This window comes from Micromonospora sp. CA-259024 (assembly GCF_050936255.1).
Taxonomy (GTDB): domain Bacteria; phylum Actinomycetota; class Actinomycetes; order Mycobacteriales; family Micromonosporaceae; genus Micromonospora.
In genome coordinates this window covers 2,358,504-2,382,917 of the sequence record NZ_JBNJND010000002.1, presented here as the reverse complement: position 1 = coordinate 2,382,917, position 24,414 = coordinate 2,358,504, and the positions used below count along the sequence as shown (strand labels likewise).

Genomic DNA, 24,414 nt, shown 5'->3' with positions numbered 1-24,414 from the left:
GCCCCGCCACAGCGCTATCTTGCCCTGCCGCCGTCAACATGCGGCGGCCACGTTGCCCTTCGGCCATCCCGGTTCCTGGTCGGGGACTCCACCATTGCCGCGAGGAGGGCGGGCACCGGCACGCTGGCGAAACCCACTCGGGCATCGCTCGCCCCGTACGGCAACCACAGCTCACCATCGTGGACGAGTGCCCCGCAGGAGTAGACGACGTTGGGTACGTACCCGTCCCGGTCATTCTCGTCGGGTGACAGGAGCACACCAGGCAGGTGCGCGACGACCCGCTCCGGTCTCTGCAGGTCGAGCAGGAGCGCGCCGATCGCGTACCGGCGCATCGGCCCGACACCGTGGGTGAGTACGAGCCAGCCAGCGTCGGTCTCGATGGGAGATCCGCAGTTGCCGACCTGGATCAACTCCCAACTGTCGCGCGGGGCGTGCAGCGGGGTTGGTGCCTGCCAGCGGTTCTCGCCGTCCAGGATGGTCAGGCCGATCGTCTCGCCGTCGGCGCGGCACAGCGCCAGGTGCCGGCCGCCGACGGTACGGGGAAACAGCGCGATCCCCTTGTTAGCGGCGCCCGGGCCGCGCATCGGGGTCATCTCGAAGCGGCGCAGGTCGGTGCTGACCAGCGCGCGGGTGGCGATACTCCGGCCGTCGTAGGCGGTGTAGGTGGCCCGGTACACCGGCCCGGAGTCATCCACGAACCGGACGAACCGCGCATCCTCCATGCCGTTGCCCTCGCTCGGGGTGGCCGGCCAGAGCACCCGTTGGTGCAAAGCGGTGTCGGCGGGAAACGCCGTGGCATAGCTGCCCGCGTTGGTGCGACGCAGTTGTTCGAGAGTGCCCAACCCGGTGCTGCGGGAGAGCAGATCCGGCGGCAGGTTGCCGAGCACCCGCTCGAAGGTGGCCTCGTCGTACCGCTCGGGCAGAGCGTCGAGCACGGTGGCGGTTACCTCGTTGTCGCAGTCCTCCTCGGCGAGGCCGGCCACGAGCAGGTCCCGGCGGTGCCGTACGCCCATTCGCTGCCCAACGGTCAGCGGACCGGATCGGTCGGCGACAGTGAGCTGTCGCCCGGGTCCGAGGACCGCAGTGGCGAACCCGATGGACGATAGGTGGCCCTCGCCGATCTGGCGCAGGCTGACCGCGACGCGCAACTGGCCGGCGCCCAGATCGGTCTGGTCCGGGTGGGCCACCAGGGATGGGTTGCAGAGGGCGGCGGCCTCGACGGCGTACTCATGGCTGAAGTAGGCGCCGACCAACAGCCGACTGGTGGGCGAGAGGTCCCGGGCGCGGGCGGCACGGTGCCGGACGAGGTCGTAATGGTGGTGGAACGTGCCGGCCAGGTCGCGGTGCCGGGCGGCGAAGCGGTCGAAGGTGTCCCGCAACAGCCGGCCGGTTTCCTCGTCGTCGAGGTGCGCGACCCGGTCGATGAGCGCCCGCGCGCGGGTGCGTACCACCGCGGCGTCCTCACCTGGGACGAAGAGCTTGACGATGACCCGGCGTGGATCCGGGGTGAGGGTGGCCTCCTGCCGGACGGCCGCAACCCCGGTCACGACCACCGCCGGGCGTGCTGCAGGGTGGCGATGAGCGCGAGGGTGGATTCGGCGCCCTGATTGAGGTTGGGTCCGTGCGCGGTCAGCCCGTCGTAGCCGCCACCGGTCGCCGTATCCCACATCGGCGTGCCGAGGTCGTTCTCGCCGAGGAACCACCCGACCGCCTGTCGCACCCCGTCGTCCCAGTCCGGGTCTCCGGTGACCGTGGCCGCTGTGGCGCAGGCGTCGGCGAACGCGGCGACCTCGATCGGCTGCTGGTCGTGGTGCAGTCGTACGGCGCCGCGCCGCCACCCCCCGGCGGGTACGACCGACAGTCGTCCCTCGCGGAGCTGGACGTCACGCAGCCAGGTCAACATCCGCAGACCGTCGTCGAGGGGTGGACCACCCTCGCGCAGCTGGCTGGCGGCGATGACCACCTCGGCGAGAGCCGCGTTGGCGTAGGTCAGCTCCTGCCGCGGCCACGGCCACCGCGGGTCGGACCCGGCTGGGCCGACCGTGCTGGCCGCGTCCGCGAGCAGGGACGCCGCGGCGACGTGGCCCGGGTGACGACGGAGCACCTCGACCGCACCCAGGCCGGCGAAGGCCATCGCATGCGGGGCCCGGGTGCGCTGGGTGGCACCCCGGCTGAACGCCACCAGCGCCTCCTCCCGTAACCAGGGCGCGGGGCTGCGGGCGACGGTCGTGCCCAGGCCCCACAGGGCCCGGCCCCACCAGTCGCCGAGCCCTGGTTCGTCGGCCCAGCGTCGGTCGTGGCCGAGTCGGTTGTGGAAGGCGCCGCCGGGGTCCTGCGCGTGGGTCAGGAACGCGAGGTAGCACTCCGCGAGCCGGAGCAACTCCTCGCTCGGCGCCGGCTCGCGGCTGATGACGACCAGGCCGCGGGCCACGTCGTCGGTGCAGTAGCCGTGCTCGCGGCGGACGATGGCGTGCCGGGCATGCTCGAAGAGACCAGTGTCGTCGCTCAACCGGGCCAGGTGCGCGAAGCTCGGGGCGGGCGCCGTCACCCAGTGCTTACGCGTCGGTGTCCGAGGGCGGCCGGTGGTCGCGGTCATGCCAACGCCGCGCTGACGGCGGGCGAGCGGGCGTCGATGAGCTGCTCGGCGAGGGTGCCGTAGCGGGCTGCCACCGCCGGCCAGCGCAGGTGCGCGGCCAGCGGCCGGACCCGGCCGGCCAGCCGCGCGGCCAAGCCCGGTTCGGTCAGGATCCGCCGGATCGCCGCGGCCAGCGCCGCCGGATTCTGGTGGGGTACGACCAGACCCGGCCCACCGGTCAGCAGCTCGACAGCATGCGGGAACGCCGTCGCCACGACGGGCACCCCGCCGGCCACCGCTTCGATGAGTACGCCGGAGGTGACCTGCTCGCGGGAGTCGTAGGGCAGGACGACCACGTCGGCGGAGCGGATCAACCGACCCAGTGCCTCCTGGTCGTGGTAGACGTCCTGGTAGTCGACGGCGTGCGCGATGCCCAACTGGGCACCGAGCTGGTGCAGCCCCGCCCGGTACGTCTCACCGTGGTGCTCGATCACCTTCGGGTGGGTCCGGCCCGCCACCGTGTAGGTGGGTGTCGGTTCCAGATCCTGCAACCGCGCGAGGGCCCGCAGCGACCACTCGACGCCCTTGCCGGGGCCGAGCAGCCCCCAGGTCAGCAGGTGCGGGCGGGTACGCCGGTCGACGGGTACACCGGCTAGCTCGGCGGCGCCGTGCGGGATGACCGTCACCTTGCCCGCTGTCACGGCGTACCCGACGAGCAGTCGGTCGCGGGCGGTGTCGGTCATCGTGACGACTGCCCCGGCAGTGGCCACGATCTGCTCCAACAGGGACTTCTGCCGGGCGGAGGGCTGCCGGAGCACGGTGTGCAGGACCACGATGCTCGGCACGGTGAGCCGCCGCAGCAACGGCAGGACGTCCTCGCCGTCGTTGCCGGGGTAGATGCCGTACTCGTGCTGGACGATGGCCACATCGAAGGCGTTCAGGGCGGTCGCCGCGTCCCGCCAGCCGGCCGGGGTACGCGCCGACCACGTGTGCACGACCCCGGGCACGGGCCGCTGGTCGTCGCCGTGGTCGGTGACCCGAACGATGCCGCCGCGCGTGCCATCGGCGGTCAACTGGGCGGCGAGGGCGGAGTTGAACGTGGCCAGCCCACACCGGGTCGGTGGGTGGGTGCTGAGAAATCCGTAGCTGGGCATGGACGTCGGGCCTTCCGGTTGTCGGCCGCTGCCTGAACAAAAGGCGAGCCTCACGCGGTCACGGCGCACGCCGGTCAGCGTGTGTGACCGGCGGAGCGGGGTTCGGGGCGGTTCAGTCAGTTGCGAACGAGCTGGTCGTAGACGGCGAGATAGTCGGTGACCATCCGGTCCGCGCTGAAGCGCTGCCGAGCCCGCGCCCGGCACTCGGCCCGATCGAGGCTGACGACCCGGGTGACCGCGTCGACGGCCTCGTCGACGGTGTGGACAAGGAAGCCCGTCACCCCGTCGTCGACGACCTCCGGCATGGACCCCCGCCTGTACGCGACGACCGGAGTGCCACAGACCATCGACTCCACCACCGACAGTCCGAATGGCTCGTCGAAGGCGATCGGATGCAGTAGTGCGGTGCTGTCGCCCAGCACCTCCGCCCGCCGCCGCGGACCCACCGACCCGAGGAAGACGACCTGGTCGCCGTCGATGTGCGGGGCCACCTGTTCGGCGAAGTACCGCTCGTCCTGCACGATGCCGCAGATGGTCAGGGGTCGGCCGGCGCGACGGGCGATCTCGATCGCGGTGTGGGTGCCCTTGTCGGGGTGGATCCGGCCGAAGGCGGCCAGCCCGGGGCCAGCGTCGCTGGTGAACGGCAGCCCGCTGAGATCGACGCCGTGGTGCACCGTGGCGACGTAGTCGAGCTCCGGTGCCCGGTCAGCGTCGGAGATCGACACGTACGACGAGCGGGCGCGGCCGTACGCGGGCAGGATCCCCGCGCCGGAGAAGCCGTGCACGGTGGTGAGCAGTGGAGCACGACAGTGCTCGGCGAAGGCCAGCGGCAGCCAGTCCAGGTGGCTGTGCACCAGATCGAACTGCGCCGAGCGGGCCATCGCGTGGGAGACGTGCATCGCCTCCCACACCCGCCCGTCCATGTCCGGGTCGTCCGCGTACCCGCGGGGACACACGCCGTCGAGTTGGGCGGAGGTGACGGAATCCAGCGTGGCGAACAGCGTCACGTCGACGCCGCGGCTGGCCAGCCCCTCGGCGAGCAGGCCGGTCACCTGCTCCCAGGGGCCGTAGTGGTGCGGGGGCGTTCGCCAGGCGACCGGTCCGAGCAGCGCAACCCTCACGGAGAGGGCGCGTCGGCGAGGTCAGCCGGGTCGAGGTGCAGGGTGGCGAGCAGCCCGGAGTGCTTCGCCGGGTCCACGCGCTCCGGCAGCTCGCGCTCGACCCAGTCGGCCCTGGCCTGCTGGCCCCGGTCGCGAAGTGCGCTGACGATCCTGTGCCTGGCGATCCTCATCTAGTGCTCCCCTGGGTTAAGGCGTTCAGAATGATCATTCGCACGGACAGTGGTGTGCGCGCGCAGGTCGGATCCGGACCACCACCCGTCCCGGCTGCGATGACCGGCGAATCCGACAGTCGGGGCGTGGTCGGGGCGTGGTCGGCGATCAACCAACACGACCAGCACGTCGCGGCGATGGGGGATGACGATCGGTAACGCCCCTGATGGGCTGGTGGCGACGGCGTCTGGCGGCCACCGGGATCCCGGGCGACATGTTCACCGTACGCTCTCGCGCGGTGCGGCCGCACGCGCACCGGCGGCCGGGCCTGTCGGAAACGTGCTGCACAGCGGCGTGGGTCGCGGAGGCGTACGCTGACAGCACCGCCCCACCCATCGCGCACCCCCGGACAAGTCCGTCAGGGTGCGATGCGCAGCACCCGGATCGCACTGTCGTCGTAGCCACTGAAGCGGAACCGGAGCCCGGCGAACGGGCTGCCCGGGAAGTCGCCGGTGATCGTCGCGGTCACGACGGTGCCGGCGGGAGTCTCCTCCACGTCGGTGAGCTCGTACGACACCCGCGGCACCTCGCGGCGCCACTCGCGGATGGCCGCGATGCCGCGATACTCGGTCGACTCGTCCTCGACGACGGCGTCCTCGGCGAAGAGGGCGAAGTAGTCCTCGGAGTCCGGCTGGCCGGCGAGTTCGAAGTACCGGCGGATGATGGTCGGCGTGACCTGGTTGGGAGTCATGGTTCGATGTCCCTTCTGGATGCTGTCGCCCGGCCCGGTCAGACCGTCGGAATGGTGCCGCCGTCGATGACGTGTTCGGCGCCGACGATCGCGGAGGCACGGTCGGAGACGAGAAAGGCCACCAGGTCGGCCACCTCGGCCGGCTGAGCCGGACGACCCAGCGGGATCCCGCCCAGGGAGTCCATCAACTGCCCGAGGGCCGTGTCCCGGTCGACGCCGTTCCCGGCGGCGAGACGGTCGACGAGCGCGTCGGCGGCGGTGGTCTGGATGAAGCCGGGTGCGACGCTGTTGACCCGGATGCCGTACGGCGCGAGCTCGTTGGCCAGGCCCTTGCTGTACGCGGTCAGAGCGGCCTTGGCGGCCGCGTACCCCAGGGTGGCCTCGTACATCGGCTTGCGGCGCTGGATCGACGAGAAGTGCACGATCACACCGGCGCGCTTCTCGATCATGGATGGAACGAGGCGTCGATCGAGGCGTACCGCGCCCAGGAGGTTGAGGTTCAACTCCTCCATCCAGGCCTCCTCGGTGAGCGCGGCGAAACCACCGGCCGGGGCCCGCGACCCCCCGACGACGTGCACGACGATGTCCGCGCCGCCCTCGCCGAGCAGACGCTCGGCCGCCGCCTCCGCGCCGTTCACGGTCGACGTGTCGGCCGCGATGAACCGGTCCGGAAACTCGAACCCCTCGGGCTCGCCGCGGGCGCTGACCCAGACGTCCGCACCGACCTCGCGCAGCCGGGCGGCGATCGCCGCACCGGCACCCTTCGTTCCGCCGGTAACCAGGGCACGTCGGCCGTGCAGTGAGTCCCGCTCGGACATCTGTTACTCCTGTCTGCCCAGCATGGGGCGGACGTCGTCACGACGTCGTATAGTTACTTCTGAAACAGCACCTACTGACTTCGACACTAGCACCAACTCGGGAGAGGGCACGTCTGTGGCCGGGAAGATCCGCTTGGAGGACCGCGAATGCCCACTGTCCAGCGCACTGGGCCACGTGGGCGAGTGGTGGACGCTCCTGATCCTGCATGACGCTTTCGACGGCTATACCCGGTTCGAACAGTTCCAGGCCAACCTGGGCGTCTCGTCCAGCATCCTGACCAGCCGGCTGAAGACGCTCACCGGTCAGGGGCTGCTCGAACGACGCCGCTACCAGACCAGGCCCGACCGCTACGAGTACGTCCTCACCGACCTCGGCCGCAGCCTGCGCCCCGTCGTCGTCGCCCTCGCCGCATGGGGCAACTCACGCCTCGACCCCAGCGAGCGCAGCATGATCCTGGTCGACCGGACCACCGGCGTGGAGGCCGACCCGGTGATCGTGGACCGCAACACCGGGCGCCCGCTCGACGACGCCGACTTCGTCTTCGCCGCCGGCCCGGCCGCCAGCGAGACCATGCGCAAGCGCTACGAGCACATCCCCACCCAGGCGACCCCGCGCCAGCCCTGACGGGGCCGCCCGCTCACTCCGAGGGGTAGAGGCGGGCCGGATCGCCCGGCCGGAGGCTGTCCGGGATGTCGTCCTGGGTGCTGGCGGCAATCGAGCCGAGCAGAGCCAGTAAACGCGCGGACTCCGTACCGGGCTCGGCGTGGTAGATCACCAGAAGCTGCCCGTCGGCGCCGGCCACGGCGAGCTTGTCGCAGTACAGGTCGAGGTCACCCACCTCGGGATGGCGCAACCGGCTGATGACGCCCTCGCGCCGACGCACCTCGTGGCGCGCCCACAACCGTCGAAAGCAGTCATCCTTGATCGACAACTCGCCCACCAGCGCCGCGAGCCGGGGATCGTCGGCCGCCCCACCCGAGTCGGCACGCATCTGCCCCACCACGCTCGCGGTCGCCTGCCTCCAGTCGCGGTGGAAGTCCCGCTCGGCCGGGTCGAGGAAGGCCGCCCGGAGCCGATTGACGCCGGGCGCGAGGTTCGGCGACAGCGCCCGTGCCATCCGGTTCGAGGCCAGAACGTCGAGGTAGCGGCTCTGCACGAACGCCGGCATGGGAAGCCCCCGCACCAGGTGCAGGACGCTGGCCGGCACCCGTTCGGTGGCCGGGCGGGCCGCGCGGCGGGACCGGGCGCGGGTCAGACCGATCATGTACGCGGTCGCCTCCGGGTCCAGCCGCAGCACCCCGGCCAGGGCATCGAGGACCTGCACCGAGGGGTGCCGTTCGCGACCCTGCTCCAACCGCAGGTAGTAGTCGGCGCTGATACCGGCCAACATCGCCACCTCCTCGCGCCGCAGGCCCGGCACCCGGCGCAGGCCCACGCCCGGGCTGAGCCCGACATCCTCGGGCCGGACCTGCTCCCGGCGGTTGCGCAGGAAGTCGCCGAGCTGGTTGGTCGCGTCCATGCCCTCGACGGTAGGCCGCTTCGCCGACCGGTGACTGGTCGTGTCACTACCAGGAACATCTCGCCCTGCCGGGAGGCCGGGCGGCGACGCACAGTCGTCGGTGCGCGACGGACCCGGCTTCCCGGACAGTCGCATGACCCTCCTGAGAACGGATAGAGGACGACATGAGCGAGAACCTTCCCGGCGGTGCCCTGACCCCGGCCGACGGCCTCACACTGAGCCGGATGGGCTACGGGGCGATGCAGTTGGCCGGCCCGGGCGTCTTCGGCCCGCCCCGCGACCGGGAACAGGCGCTCGCCGTGCTCCGCGAGGCCGTCGACCTCGGTGTCCGGCACATCGACACCAGCGACTTCTACGGCCCGGTGGTGGTCAACGAGCTGATCCGTGCGGCGCTGCACCCGTACCCCGCGGATCTGCACCTGGTGACCAAGGTCGGCGCGCGTCGCGGCGCCGACGGCTCCTGGATCCCGTCCCTGGAGCCGGCCGACCTCAAGGCCCAGGTGCGGGAGAACCTCCAGCATCTCGGCCTGGACGTCCTCGACGTGGTCAACCTGCGGGTGGGCGCGACGGAGAGCAGCATCGACGCACCCCTCGGGGAGCAGTTCGCCGCCCTGGCGGAGCTGCGGCAGGAGGGCCTGATCCGGCACCTCGGGCTCAGCGGCGTCACGCTCAACCAGCTCACCGAGGCCCAGGCCATCGCCCCGGTGGTCACGGTGCAGAACCTCTACAACCTCGCCAACCGGCAGGACGACGCCCTGGTCGACCGGTGCGCGACCGAGAACATCGCGTTCGCCGCGTTCTTCCCGCTCGGCGGGTTCACTCCGCTGCAGTCCGACACGCTCAACGACGTCGCCGCCCGGGTTGGCGCCTCGCCGCAGCAGGTCGCCCTCGCCTGGTTGCTCCAGCGGTCTCCCACCACCGTGCTGATCCCCGGCACGTCGAGCATGGCGCACCTGCGGGAGAACGTCGCCGCGGCCGACCTGAAGCTGCCGGCCGACGTGATCGAGGAGCTCGACACCATCGGCGGGTGATCGGCGTCCTAGTGCTGGTGCGGCCGGTTGCGGACGAGCGTGAGCGCGAGCACGGCGGTGACCAGGAAGACGACGCCATTGACCCGCAGGCCGGCCTGAACTCCAGCGGTCAGTGCCTCGGCGAGCGCCGCCCGTACCGGATCGGGCAGCGGCTGGTCACCGGTGGCACCGGTGGCCACCGCCGCCCGCACAGCGTCCCGCATGGGTTCGCCGACCTGGTGGGCGGCGAGCCGGTCGGGCAGGTCGGTCACCATCGTGGTGGTGAGGAGCGTGCCCAGCAGGGACGAGCCGAGCACCGAGCCGACCTGGCGGGCGGCGTTGACCGCGCCGGAGGCCATGCCGGCCTGAGCGGGCGCGACGCTGGCCAACGCCGCGGCGGTCGCCGGGGCCACCACCAGTGCGCCCGCGGCACCGAACAGCGCGAACAGCGGCCAGCGGTGACCGAACGAAGCGGTCGGCCCCTGGGCTGCCAGAGCGAAACTCGCCACCGCACCGAGGACCAGGCCGAGGGTGAGCGGGGCTTTGAAGCCGGTACGACGGATCACCCGCCCGGCGCCGAAGGCGACGAGCACGTAGGTGCCGAAGAGCACCAACATCCGCCAGCCGGTGTCCAGCGGGCTGAGTGCCTGGGCACGTTCGTGGAAGAGGACCAGCAGAATCGCCACGCCGGTGAAGCCGAACAGCGACACCGCGGCGACGACCATGACGGCGCTGAACGACGCCGACCGGAACAGCCGTACGTCGAGCATCGGCGCCGTGGCCCGCAGCTCGACCAGCACGAACCCGACCAGTGCGAGAGCCGAGACGACCCAGGCCGCCGTCATCACCGGGCTGGTGTAGCCGTCCCGGCCGCCCTGGATCATCGCGTAGACGGCGGCGGCGATGGCGATGGTGCCGAGCAACAGGCCGGGTACGTCGAGTCGGGCTGCGCTGGGCCGGGACTCGGTCACCCCGATGGCGGCGATGACGAGGGTGGCCACGCCCAGCACGACCGTCGACAGGTAGACGCTGTGCCACTGGTAGTGCCGCAGCAGCGTGCCGGCGATGAGCGGGCCCACGGCGAGCCCGATGCCCGAGGCCGCCGACCAGGCGGTGATGACCTCGGTGCGGCGGTGCGGATCGGTGAAGGTCGCGCCGAGGATCGCCAGGCTGTTCGGCAGGATCAGGGCCCCGCCGAGGCCCGCGACCAGCTGCCCGGCGATCACCCACCCCACGGTCGGGGCACTGGCCACGACGACGCCACCAACGATCATCGCGCTGACGCCGGCACCGAACATGCGCTTGCGCCCGTACCTGTTGCCCAGGGTGGCGGCGGACAGCACCACGCTCGCCACCACCAGCGTGTAGGCGCTGGGGATCCAGATCAGGGTGGTCGGGTCGACTCGTAGGTCCCGCTGGATGGTGGTCAGGGCGGAGACCGTCGCGGTGATCTGCAGGAACGTGATCATCGCGCCCAGACACATGGCGATCAGGGTCACCGGGCGGGAGCCGCGAACGGATGCGCGGGCCCTGGCGGCCGAGCCCGGTGCGGTCGGTTCGGTGGTGCTGGTGGTCACTGGACGTCCTTAGGGCTGGTCGGGCTGACTTGCGTTGAATGAAGCCAGCAGCGACCCAGTGAAGCACCTGACTAGCCTTGACGCAAGTCAGGTAAGCTTGGCGACATGGAAGACCTACGGGAGGACCGCGACTCCTGGTCGACGGCGAACTGCTCGGTCGCACGGGCGATGGACATCGTGGGCAGCCGGTCGACGATTCTGATCATGCGCGAGGCCCTGCTCGGCACGCGCCGCTTCGACGACTTCGTCCGCCGGGTCGGCGTCGGCGAGCCCGCCATGGCTGCCCGACTCAAGGAGATGGTCGCCGCCGGCCTCCTCGAACGAATCCCCTACCGGGAGCCGGGGCAACGCACCCGCCACGAGTACCAACTCACCCGCAAGGGTCGCGAACTGCTGCCCGTCATCACCGCGCTGCGCAACTGGGGCGACACCTGGGCCGCCGACGACGCCGGGCCGTCCGTCACCGCCACCCACCACAACTGTGGCGAGCCGGTTCGTGCGGTGCTCCGCTGCGCCGCCGGCCACGACATCGAGGACGGCGGCATCGACATCGCCGCCGGGCCCGGCCTGGTCCGACGCGACTGACGCCTGAAGCTGCCAACCCCGTCAATAGATCATGATGACTGGAAGAGTCGCACACCTGTTCTAGCCTCGGGCAATGGTTGAGGAGCTGGCCCAGGGAGACGACGCGGTCGCTGCCTGCGTTGACGCCGCCGCCTGGGCCCTCCCGGAGCACGACCTGATCGCGGCGCTCGATGCCGCGCACCGCCTGGAGCAACGCCTCGCCGCAGTCAAGTTGGCCCTGGTCCGCGAACTCGACGGCCGCGGCACGGCCCGCGCGCAGGGCGCCTCCTCTACTGCGGTCTGGCTGCGCGAACGACTCCACCTCACCATCCCCGCCGCCCGCCGCCAACCCCGGAATTCGTCAAGCCCTGGCCGACGGGCACACCACCCTCGACCAGGCCCGGGTCATCGCCGACACCGTCACCACCGTGCACACGGCCGCCGGGCCCGAAGCCGCCGACAAGGCCGTCACCGTGCTCACCGACTGGGCCAGCCAGTTCGACCCCACCCTGCTCCGCAAACTGGGCACACGGATCCTCGGCCACGTGGCCCCCGACATAGCCGACGCCGCCGCCCAGGCCGCGATGGCGGCCGAGGCCCGTGACACCACCCGCGACCGCCACCTCACCCTCTCCGAGCAGACCGACGGCCGACTCCGACTCAGCGGCACCCTCGACGCCGAAACCGCCGGCCTGCTCCGCGCCGCCATCGACCCCCTCACCGCACCCACCGGGCCCGACGACACACGCACCCCCGGGCAACGCCGGCACGACGCCCTCGCCGACGTGTGCCGCCTGGCGCTGCGCACCGGCGGGCTGCCCGAGCACGGCGGCGAACACGCCCAGATCGTCGTCACCACCGGCTATGACGAGTTGACACGGCAGTTGAGCAGCGGGGCCCTCGACACCGGCCTGCGGCTCACCCCGGAAACCGTCCGGCGACTCGCCTGCGACGCCACCATCCTCCCCGCCGTGCTCGGCGGCGCAGGTCAGGTCCTCGACGTCGGCCGGCAACGCCGACTCGTCACCGGCCCGCTACGCCGAGCCCTGGTGCTGCGCGACCGCGGCTGCGCCTTCCCAAGCTGCGACCGACCACCCCGCTGGTGCGACGCCCACCACATCCAGCACTGGGCCGACGGCGGTGCCACCAACCTTGCCAACGCCGTGCTGCTCTGCGGCCACCATCACCGACACATCCACCACGGCGAGTGGACGGTGCAGCTGGCGCGGACCAGTGCCGGCGGACCACGGTGTGCACCGCGCAGGCCCGGTCGAGCGACGCACCCGGCGGCCTGAAATGACGCGCAAAGTACCCGTTGTGTTACGAGCTTGTTTCCAGGATGACATCCAGGTTACGAGTGCTTCTCGATGATCGATACCGCTCCTAGGTTTCGGCCACCGTCATCAGCCGTGGCGGCCGGCACCGAACGTGGAGGCAACGACGTGCCACAACCGAACGCACATCGGACCGGACGGGCCAGGCGCGGGGTCAGCATGCTGGCCGCCGTGGCACTGACCGCCGCCGGCCTGACCAGCCTGCCAGGCAGCGCGTCCGCCGCGCCGGCCAGCAGCGGACCGACCGCCCGCTACCTCGTCCAGCTCGATGAGGAGCCGCTGGCCACCTACACCGGCGGTGTCCCCGGGATCCCGGCGACCAAGCCGACCGACGGCGCCAAGCTGAACCGCACGTCGGGCAACGCGCAGGCGTACCGGGATCACCTGCGCCAGAAGCGCACGTCCGTGCTGGACCGCGTCGGCGTGCCCGCCGACCGCACCCGCGTCACCATGGAGACCGCGTTCAACGGCTTCGCCGCCGACCTGACCGGGCCGCAGGCCGCCCGGCTGCGCGCCACGCACGGCGTGCGGGCGGTGTACGAGAGCCAGAAGGTGCACGCGACCACCTCGCACACTCCGGAGTACCTGGGCCTGACCGGCAAGGGCGGGGTGTGGCAGAACGAGTTCGGCGGAGACTCCCGCGCGGGTGAGGGTGTCATCGTCGGAGTCATCGACAGCGGCTACTGGCCGGAGAGCGCGAGCTTCGCGCCGCTGCCCAGCCCCCGGCCGGACCAGGCCATCATCGACGCCAAGTGGAAGGGCACCTGCGACGTCGGCGTCGAGGCACCGGTCACCTGCAACAACAAGGTGATCGGAGCCCGCTGGTACAACGACAGCGGGATCGCCGACGCGTTCCCGGACGACTACTCCTCGCCCCGTGACCGCAACGGCCACGGCACCCACACGGCCAGCACCGCGGCCGGCAACCACGGCGTACCGGCGACGTCGGGGACCCAGGACCTGGGCATGATCTCCGGCATGGCGCCGGCGGCCCGGTTGGCGATCTACAAGGCGCTCTACGACAACGGCGCGGGTGGAGCGACCGGTACCGACATCGACATCGTGCACGCCATCGACGACGCGGTCGCCGACGGCGTCGACGTGATCAACTACTCGATCGGGGACGACACCGAGCGGTTCGGGGCGGTCGACGCGACCTTCTTCAACGCCGCAGCCGCCGGAGTCTTCGTCGCTGCCGCCGCCGGTAACTCCGGCCCGTTCGCCAACACCGTCGACAACTCGACGCCGTGGCTGACCACGGTGGCCGCGAGCACCACCGACCGGCAGAACACCCGGACGCTCACCCTCGGCAACGGCACCACCATCGCCGGTGTGGGCATGGGCGAGACCGGCGTCGGGCCGGCCCGACTGGTCTTCGCGAAGGACAGCGCGCTCGACCCGAACGGTGCGTACGGTGCCGGTCTCTGCGCCGACGACACGTTGGATCCGGCCAAGGTCAAGGGCGCGATCGTGCTCTGCGTGCGCGGCGAGATCCCCCGTACCGACAAGAGCATCGAGGTGGCCCGGGCCGGCGGCATCGGCATGGTCCTGTACAACGAGGAGCTGAACTCCCTCAACGCCGACGTGCAGACCGTGCCGACCGTGCACATCAACGAGGTCGACCTGGCCACGGTCACCGCGTACGTCGCACAGGGCAACGCCACGGCGACCATCTCGCCGAGCAAGCTGGAGACCGTCGAGGCGCCCGCGGTCGCCGCGTTCTCCTCGGCCGGCCCGTCTAACCTGAACGCCGGCGAGCTGCTCAAGCCGGACATCAGCGCGCCGGGCCAGGACATCGTCGCGGCCTTCTCCCCGTCCATCGGCGGGAACAAGTTCGCTCTGGAGTCGGGCACCTCGATGGCGGCGCCGCACATCGCCGGCATCGCCGCCCTGCTGCTGGCCAAGCACCCCGACTGGTCGCCGGCGGCGGTCCGCTCGGCGCTGATGACCAGCGCGGTGGACAAGACCGACAAGGGCAACCCGATCAAGATCGGCACGTACGACGCCACGCCGCTGAACTACGGCGCCGGCCAGGTGAAGCCGGGCAGCGCCTTCGACCCGGGGCTGGTGTACGACTCCAACCAGCAGGACTGGATCCAGTACCTGTGCGGCGTTTCCGCCGACCGGGGCAGCGACTTCGGGCTCGCCGACCTGGAGGGTTGCGACACGATCGGCGCGATCGACACGGCCCAGCTCAACTACCCGTCGATCTCGCTGGGACGGATGGTGGGCACGCAGACGGTCACCCGTACCGTCACCAACGTCAGCGACAAGACCAGCACCTACACGTCGTCGGTGCAGACCCCGCCGGGCTACAGGGTCAAGGTCACCCCGGCCAAGATGCAGATCCGTCCCGGCAAGACCGCGCGCTTCACCGTGGAGGTCACCAACACCGGCGGTCCGTTCGACACCTGGGCCGACGGCGCGCTGACCTGGCGCGACCAGTTCACGCACGAGGTGCGCAGCCCGCTGGTCGTGCACAACTCCGGGCTGGTCGCCCCCGACGCCATCACCGGCAAGGGCACCTCCGGCAGCGTCCGGATCGCCGCCGAGGTCGGCTACAAGGGTCAGCTGATCTCCCAGCTCTCCGGCCTGACCTCGGGCACCAGCAACGTGGTCACCCTGCAGGGCGACGGGCCGAGCTGGGACTGGAGCACGTCGAACAACCTGCCGGTGCCGCTGCCCGCCTCCATCAGCAGGACCACGCTCCACGTGCCGGCCGGCACCCGCAACCCACTCGTGCAGGTGACGTCGGAGCGGCCCACCTGCTCCCACATCGACTGGGACGACGAGGAGGGGGTGATGGAGTGCACCGAGTTCAGCCTCAACGTCTACGACAAGGACGGGAAGTTCGTCACGGCCACGGTCAGCGGTCGGGACGGCGCCAAGGTGAATCTGCCGGACGGCGCAGGTGACTACATCGTCGTCGTCGAGCAGGAGTTCACCGAGAACATCGCGGACGGCGCCAACGCGTACACCGTCACCAGTTACCTGCCGGGCGCGCCGGGTACGTCCACCGGCCGGTTCACCATCGACCCGAAGCAGCGCAGCGTGCAGCCGGGCGCGACGGCGAACCTGACCCTGCGCTGGTCCGGCCTCGCCCCCGGACAGCGCTACATCGGGGTGCTGGAGTTCCGCAACGGTGACGGCTCGCTGAAGACCGTGCCGGTCACCGTCGAGTCCTGACGATGCCAACAGGCCGGTGGCCCGGTGTGTGACCCAGGTCACCGCCGATCCGCCGGCCGACCGTCCGTTCGGGCAGGGGTGATCTGCTCGGCCCCACGGTGATCGACGGCGGCGAGGACAAGACGCGGGGCGGCGGGGGCCTATCTCCCGTCCGCCCCGAACGTCTGCGCGGACCAGTCGAGTTCGTCGGACGGGCGGCGGAACTGGCCCAGCTACGCCGGCTCGTCGAAGCCCCGCCCTGCCTGATCCTGCTGGAGGGCGAGCCCGGGATCGGTAAGAGCCGGCTGGTGGCCGAACTGCTCGCCGAACTTTCCGGGCGCCACCTCGTCGGCGAGTGCGACGACGTGCCGGAGCCCTTCCCGCTCGGCGTACTGCTGGACGCGATCCGGGGCAGCGCGGACCGACTCGACGCGCTCAGCCCGGTCGCTGGCGCCCTCGCGCCGCTACTGCCCGAACTCGCCGACGTACTGCCCGACGCGCCACCCCCGCTGACCGACCCGGCGGCCGAGCGGCACCGCCTGCTCCGGGCCGTCGCGGCGGTGCTGACCGCACTGAGCCCCGCCACGCTGCTGCTCGAGGATCTGCACTGGGCCGACCCGGCGACCTGCGAGTTCCTCGCCTACCTGAGCACCCATCCGGTGGACGGGCTGGCGGTGGTGCTGACCGCCCGCACCGCGGCACCGGGAGGCAGTACGCCGATCCACGACGCGTTGGCGCGCACTCCACCATGGAGCGTCACCCGTGTCCCGCTCAGCCCGCTGGACGCCGACGACGTCCGCCGGCTGGCCGCCCGGACCCTGCGGCTCGATGATCCGCCGCAGCAACTGACCGCCACCCTGCTCGACCGGACCGCCGGCATCCCGTTCGTGGTCGAGGAGGTTCTGCGGACGCTCGCCGAGCGGGGCGGTGACCCGTTGGCGGACGACAGCGTGCCGTTCGTCCTGCGGGACGTGCTGCTCTGGCGGCTGCGCCCGCTCGACGAGGCCACCCGGGAGGTGCTTGGTGCCGCCGCCGTGCTGGGGCTGGCACCGGACCAGCGCATCCTCGCCTCGGTGCTCAGCCTGGACCGGATGGCGGTCGGCGCCGCGTTGGCCGCGGCGCACCGGGCGGGACTGCTGCACGACGCCGGCGACGGCCTGCGGTTCCGCCACGACCTGGCCCGGCAGGTGGTGTACGACCTGGTGCCCCGGGAGAACCGGGAGTGGCTGCACCTGCGTGTCGCGCGAGTCCTGGAGCAGGAGCTGCCGAGGCCGGTTGCCCAACTCGCGCACCACTATCGCCGGGCCGGCAGCGGTGCCGACTTCGTCCGCAACGCCGAGGCCGCCGCCGACCTGGCCACCGAACGCGGCGATGACGCGACCGCCGCCAGCTTCCTGCTCCAGACGATGGGCATCGCCGAGCTACCCCGACCGGTACGGGTCCGGCTCGCCGCAAAGCTTGGCCGGTCCGCCATCGACGGGCTCAGCCAGGCGGAGGCGATCCCGGTGCTGGAACGGCTGCTCGCCGACCGGCGGCTGCCGCCCGGCGCCCGAGGTGAGCTGGGTCTGGTACTCGGGCGGATGCTGCGCCAGCAGGGCGAGGCACTGCGCGGGTACACCGAGATCGAGCGTGCCGTGCCGTACCTGCGCGCACCGCGCCGCAAGGCCCCGGCGCTCGCGGTGCTGGCGGCCCCCGACACCGTCGTCGGCCGGCACGTCGACGACCACCTCGCCCGCTGCGCGGAGGCGGAGAGCGCCGCGACGGCCAGCGGGGACCCGGCGGCGCACCTGGCGGTCCGCATCGCCCGAGCCTCCCTGCTACTGGAACTGGGCGACCCGGCGGCCTGGGCGATCATCGCGGAGCTGCGGGCGTCCGCCGAGTTGGCCGACCGGCCCCGCGAGCATGCCCGGGCCTGCCTGAACTGGGCGCAGGGCGCGTTGCACGCCGGGCACCCGGAGCAGGCCGAAGCGCTCCTGGCGGCCGGCCGGGCGTTTGTCGACGAGACCGGGTACGAGCGACTGACGTGCCTGGTGGAGGTGACCGAGCTGTCGCTGGACCGGGCCGCCGGGCGGCTGGACGGGCTCGCCGAACGGCTCACCCGGCTGGTCGCCTCCGCCGAGCGGATGCCGGTCATCCTGCTGGACGCGCGGGTCGAACTGGCCACCGTGCTGGCCCGTACCGCCGGAAGCGGAGACGAGGTCGAGTACGCCGAACGGGCGCTGCGGGAGGTGGTGGCCGACGCCCGACGGGTTGGCGCGATCTGGCCGCTGGTGCAGGCACTCTCGGCACTGGCCCGGCTCGCCCTGGCCGAGCGGCCGGACGAGGCCGTCCGGCACGCGACGGACGCGCTGGCACTGGTACGCGGCAAGGGCATTCTGGCGTGGGCCGTCGAGGCGGTGCTGGTGCTGGCGGAGGCGGCGGCCGCGGCGGGTGAACCGGCGCGGGCAGCGGAAGCGGTCGCCGAGTTGGAGGCCGGGATCGCGGGCCGGGACGCGCCGCTGGCCCTGGCTGCCCAGCGCCGATGGCGGGAACTCGTCAGGGCCTGAGCACGGCTGCCTGGGTGGCGGGCCGCCAGTCGACGGCCCGCCACCATGGATCAGAGGACGATCTGGTGCACCCGGTCGTCCACGCCGCGTACCGCCAGCCAGGCGCTGCCGTTGGCACCCGCGGCGGCCCCCGGCGCGCCTCGGAACGCGTCGGTGGTGAACTCACCGCGTCGGAACCAGCCGCCCCACGCGCCATCGGTCAGGTTGCGCTGCCAGAGCCGGTTGTCGGCGGCCAGCGAGAACAGGTAGACCCGGCCGGCCGTGGCGAGCAGCGTCGGGCTGCCGCTGGTGGTGCCGCCCAGGTTGGTCCAAGCCGACCAGGTGGTGCCGGTGCGGCTGCTCCACCACACCTCGTCGGTGCGACTGCGGACCGCCACGTGCAGCACGCCCGCGTCGTCGACGACAGCGCTCGGCCGGCCGTAGAACGGCCGGTTCTCCGGAGCCCCGACGCTGGTCCAGCCGGTGCTCGGCGTACGCGACCAAAGCTTGCCGTCGGCACCACGGGCGACCAGCGTCCACTGGGTCGGGCTGGTCCAGGCCACCGTGGGACCGTCGGTCAACGTGCCGCCGAGGCTGCGCCACGGTCCCCACTTCCCGGCGGTGTAGCTACGCTGCCAGGCCGCGTTGTCGGTGCCGCGTACGAAGACGTCGAGCCGCCCGTCTGCCGAGCCGTACGCCGCCGGCTGACCGAGGATCCGACCGTCGACCGGACCGCCGAGCGAGGTCCAGCGGTTCCCCCACGTCGCGCCGGAGCGGGTGTTGACCGCCAACGCTCCCTCCGCGTCGCGGACGAAGGCGGTGGCGTGCGTGTCGTCCACCCGGACCAGCGCCGGGCTGGCGCTGGCGGTGCCGCCGAGGTCGGCACCGGCGACCTGGTCGGTGCCGGTCAGACCCAGCATGGCCACGCCGTGCGCCGGCACCTCGACGGTGTAGGAGCCGGTGAACGGCTGGACGCCCGGGGTGGCGGGTTGCGCGTCCACGGTGGAACGGGACCAGAGGTCACGGACGCGGACCGACCCACCGAGCGAGACGTCGGCGAAGTTCACCGTGATCTCCTGGGCGGTGTCGTGCCGGTTGAGCAGCGCGACCGCCCGCTTGCCGGAACCAGCGAGCACCTTGCTCCAGACCTGCGCGTCGACACCGGTGTCGGTGACCTTGACGCCCTGTCGGACCAGCGGGTCCTGGTCCACCGCGACGATCTCCGGGTTGGTCAACACCGAGATCATCTCCTTCGGCAGGCCACGCGGGTCGGAGCCGATCACCAGCGGCGCAGCCATGATGGCCCACATGCCGAGCTGCGTCTTGGACTCGTCCAGGCTCAGCTCGTACCCGCCGTCGGGCAGGGGACGCATCGGCAGCAGGTAGTCCGGGTCGTTGTAGTGCCCCGGGCCGGTGGCCGCCGGGTGGTACGCGTTGACGTCCATGTTGCGCAGCACCCACGGGTACGCCCACTGCGGCGTCGGGTCGGTGAGCCCCACGTCGGTGTAGGTCCGCCAGGAGTCGGCGACGGTGGGCGCGTACGTGTAGCTCCAGGTGGAGAGCTGCTCGGGGGTGTACGGGCCACCACCCCAGTCGGAGCTGACCGGGTTGCAGATGTTGAGCAGCATCGGTCGGGGCGACTGGCGTACCGCCTCGGCGAGCTCACGGAAGGTGGTCTCCGGGTCGAGTCCGGCGGCCCGGCCACAGAGCCAGTCGGCCTTGAGCGCGTCGAAGCCCCATCCGGCGAACTGGGCGATGTCGGCCTGGTAGTGGCCGTTGCTGCCGAGCCCGCACTGCCCTGGCAGGTACGGACCGGCGTCGGTGTAGATGCCGGCCTTCATCCCCTTGCTGTGGATGTACGCGGCCAGCGCGGCCATCCCGCCCGGGAAGCGGGCGGGGTCGGCGACCAGCCTGCCGGCCTCGTCGCGCGGGGTGGGCGCGGCCCAGTTGCCGTCGATCCAGACGTAGGTGTAGCCGGCATCCCGGAGGCCACTGTGGACCATGAAGTCGGTGACCGACCGGACCTCAGCCTCGGTGGGATCGCCACCGAGGCCGAAGTAGGTGTTCCAGCCCTGGTAGGGCGTCGGGGCGAGCCCGCTGTTGAAGAAGGCGGGCGCGCCCTGGTCCTCCGCGCCGGTGGCGACCGGAACGTGGCCGGGGCCGTGGCCGACCTGCGGTGGACCGGCGTGCGGTGGGCCGGCCATGGCCGGCATGGGGCTGGCCAAGCCCAGGCCGAGAACGGCCAGGGCTGCGGTCAGCGGTCGGATCAGGCGCATGGAGGTACTCCTGTCCCTCGGGGGTGGGGTGTGGTGGTGCTCCGGCCTCAGTCGCGGGTCAGCACGATGAGGTCGGCGTCGTGGGTCGGGCTCCACTGCACGGGCAGGCCGACCGCGCTGAGGTGGCTGCCGGAGTAGTGCCGCTCACCGTCGCCGTAGCGGGCCGCCGGGTCGAGGCCGCGCAGTGGCAACCGGACCGGGCGGGACGGGAGCAGGCCGGCACCGTCGAGTCGGCCGGTGTGCCAGGCCAGTACGACCACCCGACTCGCGTCCGGGGCGGTGTACTGGACCGCGCAACGGGCCTGGTCGGGGCCGCCGATGAGGTGCACCTCGCCGTGCGTGACGACGTCCCGGATCTCCTTGTAGCGGGCGATCCAGCCGGCCGCCTCGGCCCGCTCGGCGGGGGTCCAGGCCCGGATGTCCGCTCCGATGCCGAGCACACCGGCCATCGCGAGGACGAACCGGAACGCCAGCGTTCGCGGCCGGGGGTCGAACATGCCGGGCGCGTCGGTGACCCAGGAGCTGAGCAGGTGCGGGGCGTTGGCGTGCAGGAAGCCGTACTGGATGGCCAGCCGGTCCAGCGGACCGGTGTTGTCGCTGGGCCAGAAGACGTCGGCCCGGGCGGCCATCGCCAGGTCGGTTCGCGCGCCCCCGCCGGCACAGGCCTCGATCAGCACGCCGGGGTGGTCCCGACGCAGCCGCTCGTAGATCCGGTGCAGGTTGGCCACGTGCGCGCCGTCCAGATCGATCGGGCCGACCCCACCCGGGCGCCCCGGCTCGGTACGCGGCCGGTTGAAGTCCCACTTCAGGTAGTCGATGTCGTACCGGCGTAGCAGACCGTCCACGGTGGAGTGAACGAACTCGGCCACCTCCGGTCGGCCCAGGTCCAGCAGGTACTGGTTGCGGACCGGGGTGAGCGGTCGACCGTCGACGGAGTAGACCCACTCCGGGTGCTCGGCGTAGAGGGTCGACTTCGGGTTGACGCACTCCGGCTCGACCCAGAGCCCGAAGTTCAGCCCCAGTGCGCGGACGTCGGCGATGAACGCGTCGAACCCGGCCGGGAACTTCGCCGGGTCGGGCGTCCAGTCACCCAGTCCCGCGGTGTCGTCGTTACGGCCGACGAACCAGCCGTCGTCCACGACGAACGTCTCCACACCCAGCTCGGCGGCGACCTTGGCGAGCGCCAACTGGCTCTGCGCCTCGACCGCGAAGTAGGTGGCCTCCCACGAGTTGTAGAGCACCGGGCGCGGGGTGAGTCGTTCACCGGCGAGCAGCCGCTGGTGGGTGTGCCAGACCCGGGCGAGCCCGTCCAGGCCGTCCGGGCTGTACGCGCCGGTGACCTCGGGCAGGGTCAGCCGCTCACCGGGGGCCAGTTCCAGCGGGCCGTCGACCAGTTGACGGCCGGCGCGGACCCGGGTCAGGCCGCCGGTGTCCCGTTCGGCGCTGATCTCCCACGAACCGGTCCAGGCCAGCGCCACCGCCCAGGCCGGGCCGGTCGGCTCGGCGGTGTCCCGTACGGCCAGCCAGGGCACGTGCAGGTGCCCTGGTACGCCCTGGGAGCTGCCGATGGTGAACGCGCCGTGGCCCAGCTCGACGTGGGCGAGTTGGAACTCCTGCGCCCACTGCCCCCACTGGTGGCTGAGCAGCGCGCCGTGCGGAGTCGGTACGGAGAACCCGCCCGAGCCGGCTCGGACCACCCGCAGCGGGCCGGTGCCGTCGTTGGTCAGCTCCACCCACCGCTGCACCACGTCGGTGCCGGCGGGCACCCGGTAGTGCACGGTGGCGCGCAGACCGGTCACCGGGTCGGCGAAGTCGACCGCCAGCTCCCGCTGATCGGCGTCGACCCGCGCGTCGGTGTGGACGAAGCCCACCCGGCGCTGCCCGTTGGCGGTCTCGATCACCAGGTCGGCACCGGTGAACGGCCGGTCCGCGTCGGTGGCGTACTCGATGGGGGCGGCGTCCCCGGTGGTGAGGAACGGCACCGGGCCGTCGTAGGCGACCGGCGACGGGCCGTCGGAGACGCCGTGCGGTCCCCACGCGACCAGTTCCAGCCAGCGGCCGTGCGCGGGCACCGTCACGGTGTACTCGGTGTGCGCGCCGCGCAGCGTCCAGCGCTGCGGAGTCGCGGCGGTCACTTGACCGCTCCGAGCGCCAGACCGGAGACGAAGTGCCGCTGGAAGCGCAGGAAGACCGCGACCGTGGGGACGGCCGCGATGACCGTACCGGCGGCGATGACGTTCCAGGACGAGACGAACTGTCCCTGGAGTGCGAGCAGAGCCGGGGTGACCGGCATGTTGTCGTCGGTACGTAGCACGGTGATCGCCCAGAGTAGGTCGTTGAAAATCCACGTGAAGGAGAGCGCGCCGAGAGCGGCCAGCGCGGGCCGGGTCAGCGGCAGCATCACCCTGGTGAAGATCTGCGCGGTGCCGGCGCCGTCGATCGTCGCCGCCTCCTGGATCTCGCCCGGCAGGTCCCGCATGAAGCCGTGCAGGACGAAGGTGTAGAAGCCGAGCCCGAAGCCGACCTGCACCGCGATCAGCGCCCAGAGCGTGTCGTACAGGCCGGTCAGCTCGCTGAACTTGGCCACCGGGATGAGCAGGATCTGCGGTGGCAGCAGGTTGCCGGCGAGCATCAGCAGCAGGATGGTCCGCCGGCCGGGGATCCGGAAGCGGCTCAGGGCGAACGCGGCCATCGCGGCCAGCCCCAGGCTCAACGCCACCGACGGAACGGTGACCAGCATGCTGTTGATCAGCGCGCGCAGCTCGCCGCCGTCGGTCCAGGCCTGCCGGTAGGTGTCCAGGGTGAACGACTGGGGCAGGCTGCCCACGCCGTGCGCGGCGATGTCGTCGAACGATCGGGTGGACATCACCACGACCCAGATCACCGGGCCCAGCCACAGCAGCGAGAGCAGGATCATGCCGGTGTGGAAGGCCCCGGTACGGAGCTTGTTCATCACGCTTCCTCCCGGAACGCGCGAACCAGGTAGCCGAGGATGACGGCCAGCGCGAGCACGAAGATCACGACGGCGATCGCGGAGGCGTAGCCCAGCCGCAGGCTCTGGAACGCGGTCGAGTACATGTAGGTGCTGAGCAGCTCCGACGAGTGGTACGGCCCGCCCTTGGTCAGCGACCAGACGATGTCGAACGAGCGCAGCGAGTCGATCACGATGACCGACAGCACGACGGCGTTGACCCCCTTGAGCTGGGGGATGGTGACATGCCGCAGCCGCTGCCAGGAGTTGGCGCCGTCCATCCGGGCCGCCTCGTGCAGCGCCGGGTCGATCGCCTTGAGCCCGGCCAGGAACAGCACCATGACATAACCGATCTGCCGCCACAGCGCGGGCAGGATGACCGCGTACAGCGCGGTCTCCGGATCGGCGAGCCAGGGCCGGATCAGGCTCTCCAGGCCGACGGCCCGCAGCAGCGTGTCGGCGATGCCGTCGGGCTGGTAGAAGACCCGCCAGACCAGCGCGGTCACCACCAGCGAGAAGACCACCGGGGTGAACAGCGCGGCCCGGTAGAAGCCGACCCCGCGTCGTTCCTTCTGCAGGACCAGCGCCATGCCGAAGCCGCCCAGCACGGAGAGGCCGCCGAAGAGCACCAGCCAGATGACCGTGTTGAGCAGCGCGCCCCGGAAGGTGGCGTCACTCGCCAGCTCGACGTAGTTGTCGGTGCCGACGAAGGTCGGCGGTGACATTCCGTCCCAGCGGGTGAGGGAGAACCAGAAGCCCTGGAGCGCCGGCCAGAACACCCAGACGCTCTCGACCGCGAACGGAACGAGGACGAACGCCACCAGCAGCGGCGACAGTCGAGCCGACCGTCGCCGCCGCCGCTGGGTGGGGGTGACCGAAGTCGTGGAGATTGTTGCGGTCACG

Annotated in this window: 19 protein-coding genes; 6 read left to right on the top strand and 13 right to left on the bottom strand. The window is 71.7% G+C overall.

The window, feature by feature from the left end; all coding sequences use genetic code 11:
• Positions 1–14: 14 nt before the first annotated feature.
• The 7 genes from ACQEUX_RS30600 to ACQEUX_RS30570 form a co-directional block, all read right to left on the bottom strand.
• The gene (locus tag ACQEUX_RS30600; protein WP_433055825.1) at positions 15–1,547 is read right to left on the bottom strand and encodes a glycoside hydrolase family 130 protein; all 1,533 of its coding nucleotides are present in this window, start codon (positions 1,545–1,547) and stop codon (positions 15–17) included.
• Positions 1,544–2,596 (bottom strand): glycosyltransferase, encoded by a 1,053-nt coding sequence (locus ACQEUX_RS30595; RefSeq protein WP_433055822.1) that lies wholly within the window; start codon positions 2,594–2,596, stop codon positions 1,544–1,546. The genes ACQEUX_RS30600 and ACQEUX_RS30595 overlap by 4 nt, the downstream gene beginning before the upstream one ends.
• Complete coding sequence (locus tag ACQEUX_RS30590) at positions 2,593–3,729, bottom strand: glycosyltransferase (protein ID WP_433055819.1); 1,137 nt, start codon at positions 3,727–3,729, stop codon at positions 2,593–2,595. The genes ACQEUX_RS30595 and ACQEUX_RS30590 overlap by 4 nt, the downstream gene beginning before the upstream one ends.
• Before the next feature lie 116 nt (positions 3,730–3,845).
• A complete protein-coding gene (locus ACQEUX_RS30585; protein WP_433055816.1) occupies positions 3,846–4,850 on the bottom strand; it encodes a glycosyltransferase family 4 protein in 1,005 nt (334 codons plus the stop codon).
• On the bottom strand, positions 4,847–5,020 hold the full coding sequence (locus ACQEUX_RS30580; protein ID WP_167517360.1) for a hypothetical protein: 174 nt from the start codon (positions 5,018–5,020) through the stop codon (positions 4,847–4,849). Before ACQEUX_RS30580 ends, ACQEUX_RS30585 begins: the two co-directional genes overlap by 4 nt.
• Before the next feature lie 398 nt (positions 5,021–5,418).
• The gene (locus ACQEUX_RS30575) at positions 5,419–5,751 is read right to left on the bottom strand and encodes a nuclear transport factor 2 family protein (RefSeq protein ID WP_433055811.1); all 333 of its coding nucleotides are present in this window, start codon (positions 5,749–5,751) and stop codon (positions 5,419–5,421) included.
• A 38-nt stretch (positions 5,752–5,789) separates the two neighbouring features.
• Positions 5,790–6,569, bottom strand: coding sequence for an SDR family oxidoreductase (locus ACQEUX_RS30570; RefSeq protein WP_433055809.1), 780 nt, complete (start codon positions 6,567–6,569; stop codon positions 5,790–5,792).
• A 115-nt stretch (positions 6,570–6,684) separates the two neighbouring features.
• On the opposite strand from ACQEUX_RS30570, the gene ACQEUX_RS30565 reads away from it, so the two are divergent.
• Positions 6,685–7,194 carry a winged helix-turn-helix transcriptional regulator gene (locus ACQEUX_RS30565; protein WP_433055806.1) on the top strand — a complete coding sequence of 170 codons (510 nt, stop codon included), beginning with the start codon at positions 6,685–6,687 and terminating at the stop codon, positions 7,192–7,194.
• A gap of 13 nt (positions 7,195–7,207) precedes the next feature.
• Here the strand turns inward: ACQEUX_RS30565 and ACQEUX_RS30560 are convergent, their stop codons facing one another.
• A complete protein-coding gene (locus ACQEUX_RS30560) occupies positions 7,208–8,089 on the bottom strand; it encodes a helix-turn-helix domain-containing protein (RefSeq protein WP_433055803.1) in 882 nt (293 codons plus the stop codon).
• 164 nt (positions 8,090–8,253) lie between these two features.
• Here ACQEUX_RS30560 and ACQEUX_RS30555 point away from each other — a divergent pair, with 164 nt between their 5' ends.
• On the top strand, positions 8,254–9,120 hold the full coding sequence (locus ACQEUX_RS30555; protein ID WP_433055800.1) for an oxidoreductase: 867 nt from the start codon (positions 8,254–8,256) through the stop codon (positions 9,118–9,120).
• A gap of 8 nt (positions 9,121–9,128) precedes the next feature.
• Here ACQEUX_RS30555 and ACQEUX_RS30550 read toward each other — a convergent pair whose 3' ends face one another.
• A complete protein-coding gene (locus ACQEUX_RS30550) occupies positions 9,129–10,676 on the bottom strand; it encodes an MFS transporter (RefSeq protein ID WP_433055797.1) in 1,548 nt (515 codons plus the stop codon).
• Positions 10,677–10,781: 105 nt separating this feature from the next.
• On the opposite strand from ACQEUX_RS30550, the gene ACQEUX_RS30545 reads away from it, so the two are divergent.
• The 4 genes from ACQEUX_RS30545 to ACQEUX_RS30530 all read left to right on the top strand — a co-directional run bounded on the left by ACQEUX_RS30545 (position 10,782) and on the right by ACQEUX_RS30530 (position 18,285).
• Entirely contained in the window at positions 10,782–11,261 is a 480-nt protein-coding gene (locus tag ACQEUX_RS30545) for a winged helix-turn-helix transcriptional regulator (protein WP_433055794.1), read from the top strand.
• Positions 11,262–11,431: 170 nt separating this feature from the next.
• Positions 11,432–12,535, top strand: coding sequence for a DUF222 domain-containing protein (locus ACQEUX_RS30540; protein ID WP_433055791.1), 1,104 nt, complete (start codon positions 11,432–11,434; stop codon positions 12,533–12,535).
• A gap of 210 nt (positions 12,536–12,745) precedes the next feature.
• Positions 12,746–15,760: a S8 family serine peptidase gene (locus ACQEUX_RS30535; RefSeq protein WP_433055788.1), complete on the top strand. Its 3,015-nt coding sequence runs from the start codon at positions 12,746–12,748 to the stop codon at positions 15,758–15,760.
• 98 nt (positions 15,761–15,858) lie between these two features.
• The gene (locus ACQEUX_RS30530) at positions 15,859–18,285 is read left to right on the top strand and encodes an ATP-binding protein (RefSeq protein WP_433055785.1); all 2,427 of its coding nucleotides are present in this window, start codon (positions 15,859–15,861) and stop codon (positions 18,283–18,285) included.
• A 50-nt stretch (positions 18,286–18,335) separates the two neighbouring features.
• On the opposite strand, the gene ACQEUX_RS30525 is transcribed toward ACQEUX_RS30530, so the two are convergent.
• From ACQEUX_RS30525 to ACQEUX_RS30510, 4 genes are read right to left on the bottom strand one after another with little or no spacing between them, the layout of a single operon-like run.
• Positions 18,336–20,540 carry a glycoside hydrolase family 27 protein gene (locus ACQEUX_RS30525; RefSeq protein WP_433055782.1) on the bottom strand — a complete coding sequence of 735 codons (2,205 nt, stop codon included), beginning with the start codon at positions 20,538–20,540 and terminating at the stop codon, positions 18,336–18,338.
• Positions 20,541–20,587: 47 nt separating this feature from the next.
• Positions 20,588–22,675: an alpha-galactosidase gene (locus ACQEUX_RS30520; RefSeq protein ID WP_433055779.1), complete on the bottom strand. Its 2,088-nt coding sequence runs from the start codon at positions 22,673–22,675 to the stop codon at positions 20,588–20,590.
• Complete coding sequence (locus tag ACQEUX_RS30515) at positions 22,672–23,493, bottom strand: carbohydrate ABC transporter permease (protein WP_433055776.1); 822 nt, start codon at positions 23,491–23,493, stop codon at positions 22,672–22,674. The genes ACQEUX_RS30520 and ACQEUX_RS30515 overlap by 4 nt, the downstream gene beginning before the upstream one ends.
• Positions 23,493–24,413 (bottom strand): carbohydrate ABC transporter permease, encoded by a 921-nt coding sequence (locus ACQEUX_RS30510; protein WP_433055773.1) that lies wholly within the window; start codon positions 24,411–24,413, stop codon positions 23,493–23,495. The genes ACQEUX_RS30515 and ACQEUX_RS30510 overlap by 1 nt, the downstream gene beginning before the upstream one ends.
• Position 24,414: the final 1 nt, after the last annotated feature.

Coding starts and splice junctions, on each gene's coding strand:
- ACQEUX_RS30570 (WP_433055809.1), bottom strand. CDS start 6,569: ATGTCCGAGCGGGACTCACTGCACGGCCGACGTGCCCTGGTTACCGGC.
- ACQEUX_RS30590 (WP_433055819.1), bottom strand. CDS start 3,729: ATGCCCAGCTACGGATTTCTCAGCACCCACCCACCGACCCGGTGTGGG.
- ACQEUX_RS30545 (WP_433055794.1), top strand. CDS start 10,782: ATGGAAGACCTACGGGAGGACCGCGACTCCTGGTCGACGGCGAACTGC.
- ACQEUX_RS30595 (WP_433055822.1), bottom strand. CDS start 2,596: ATGACCGCGACCACCGGCCGCCCTCGGACACCGACGCGTAAGCACTGG.
- ACQEUX_RS30525 (WP_433055782.1), bottom strand. CDS start 20,540: ATGCGCCTGATCCGACCGCTGACCGCAGCCCTGGCCGTTCTCGGCCTG.
- ACQEUX_RS30540 (WP_433055791.1), top strand. CDS start 11,432: ATGCCGCGCACCGCCTGGAGCAACGCCTCGCCGCAGTCAAGTTGGCCC.
- ACQEUX_RS30515 (WP_433055776.1), bottom strand. CDS start 23,493: ATGAACAAGCTCCGTACCGGGGCCTTCCACACCGGCATGATCCTGCTC.
- ACQEUX_RS30560 (WP_433055803.1), bottom strand. CDS start 8,089: ATGGACGCGACCAACCAGCTCGGCGACTTCCTGCGCAACCGCCGGGAG.
- ACQEUX_RS30555 (WP_433055800.1), top strand. CDS start 8,254: ATGAGCGAGAACCTTCCCGGCGGTGCCCTGACCCCGGCCGACGGCCTC.
- ACQEUX_RS30580 (WP_167517360.1), bottom strand. CDS start 5,020: ATGAGGATCGCCAGGCACAGGATCGTCAGCGCACTTCGCGACCGGGGC.
- ACQEUX_RS30575 (WP_433055811.1), bottom strand. CDS start 5,751: ATGACTCCCAACCAGGTCACGCCGACCATCATCCGCCGGTACTTCGAA.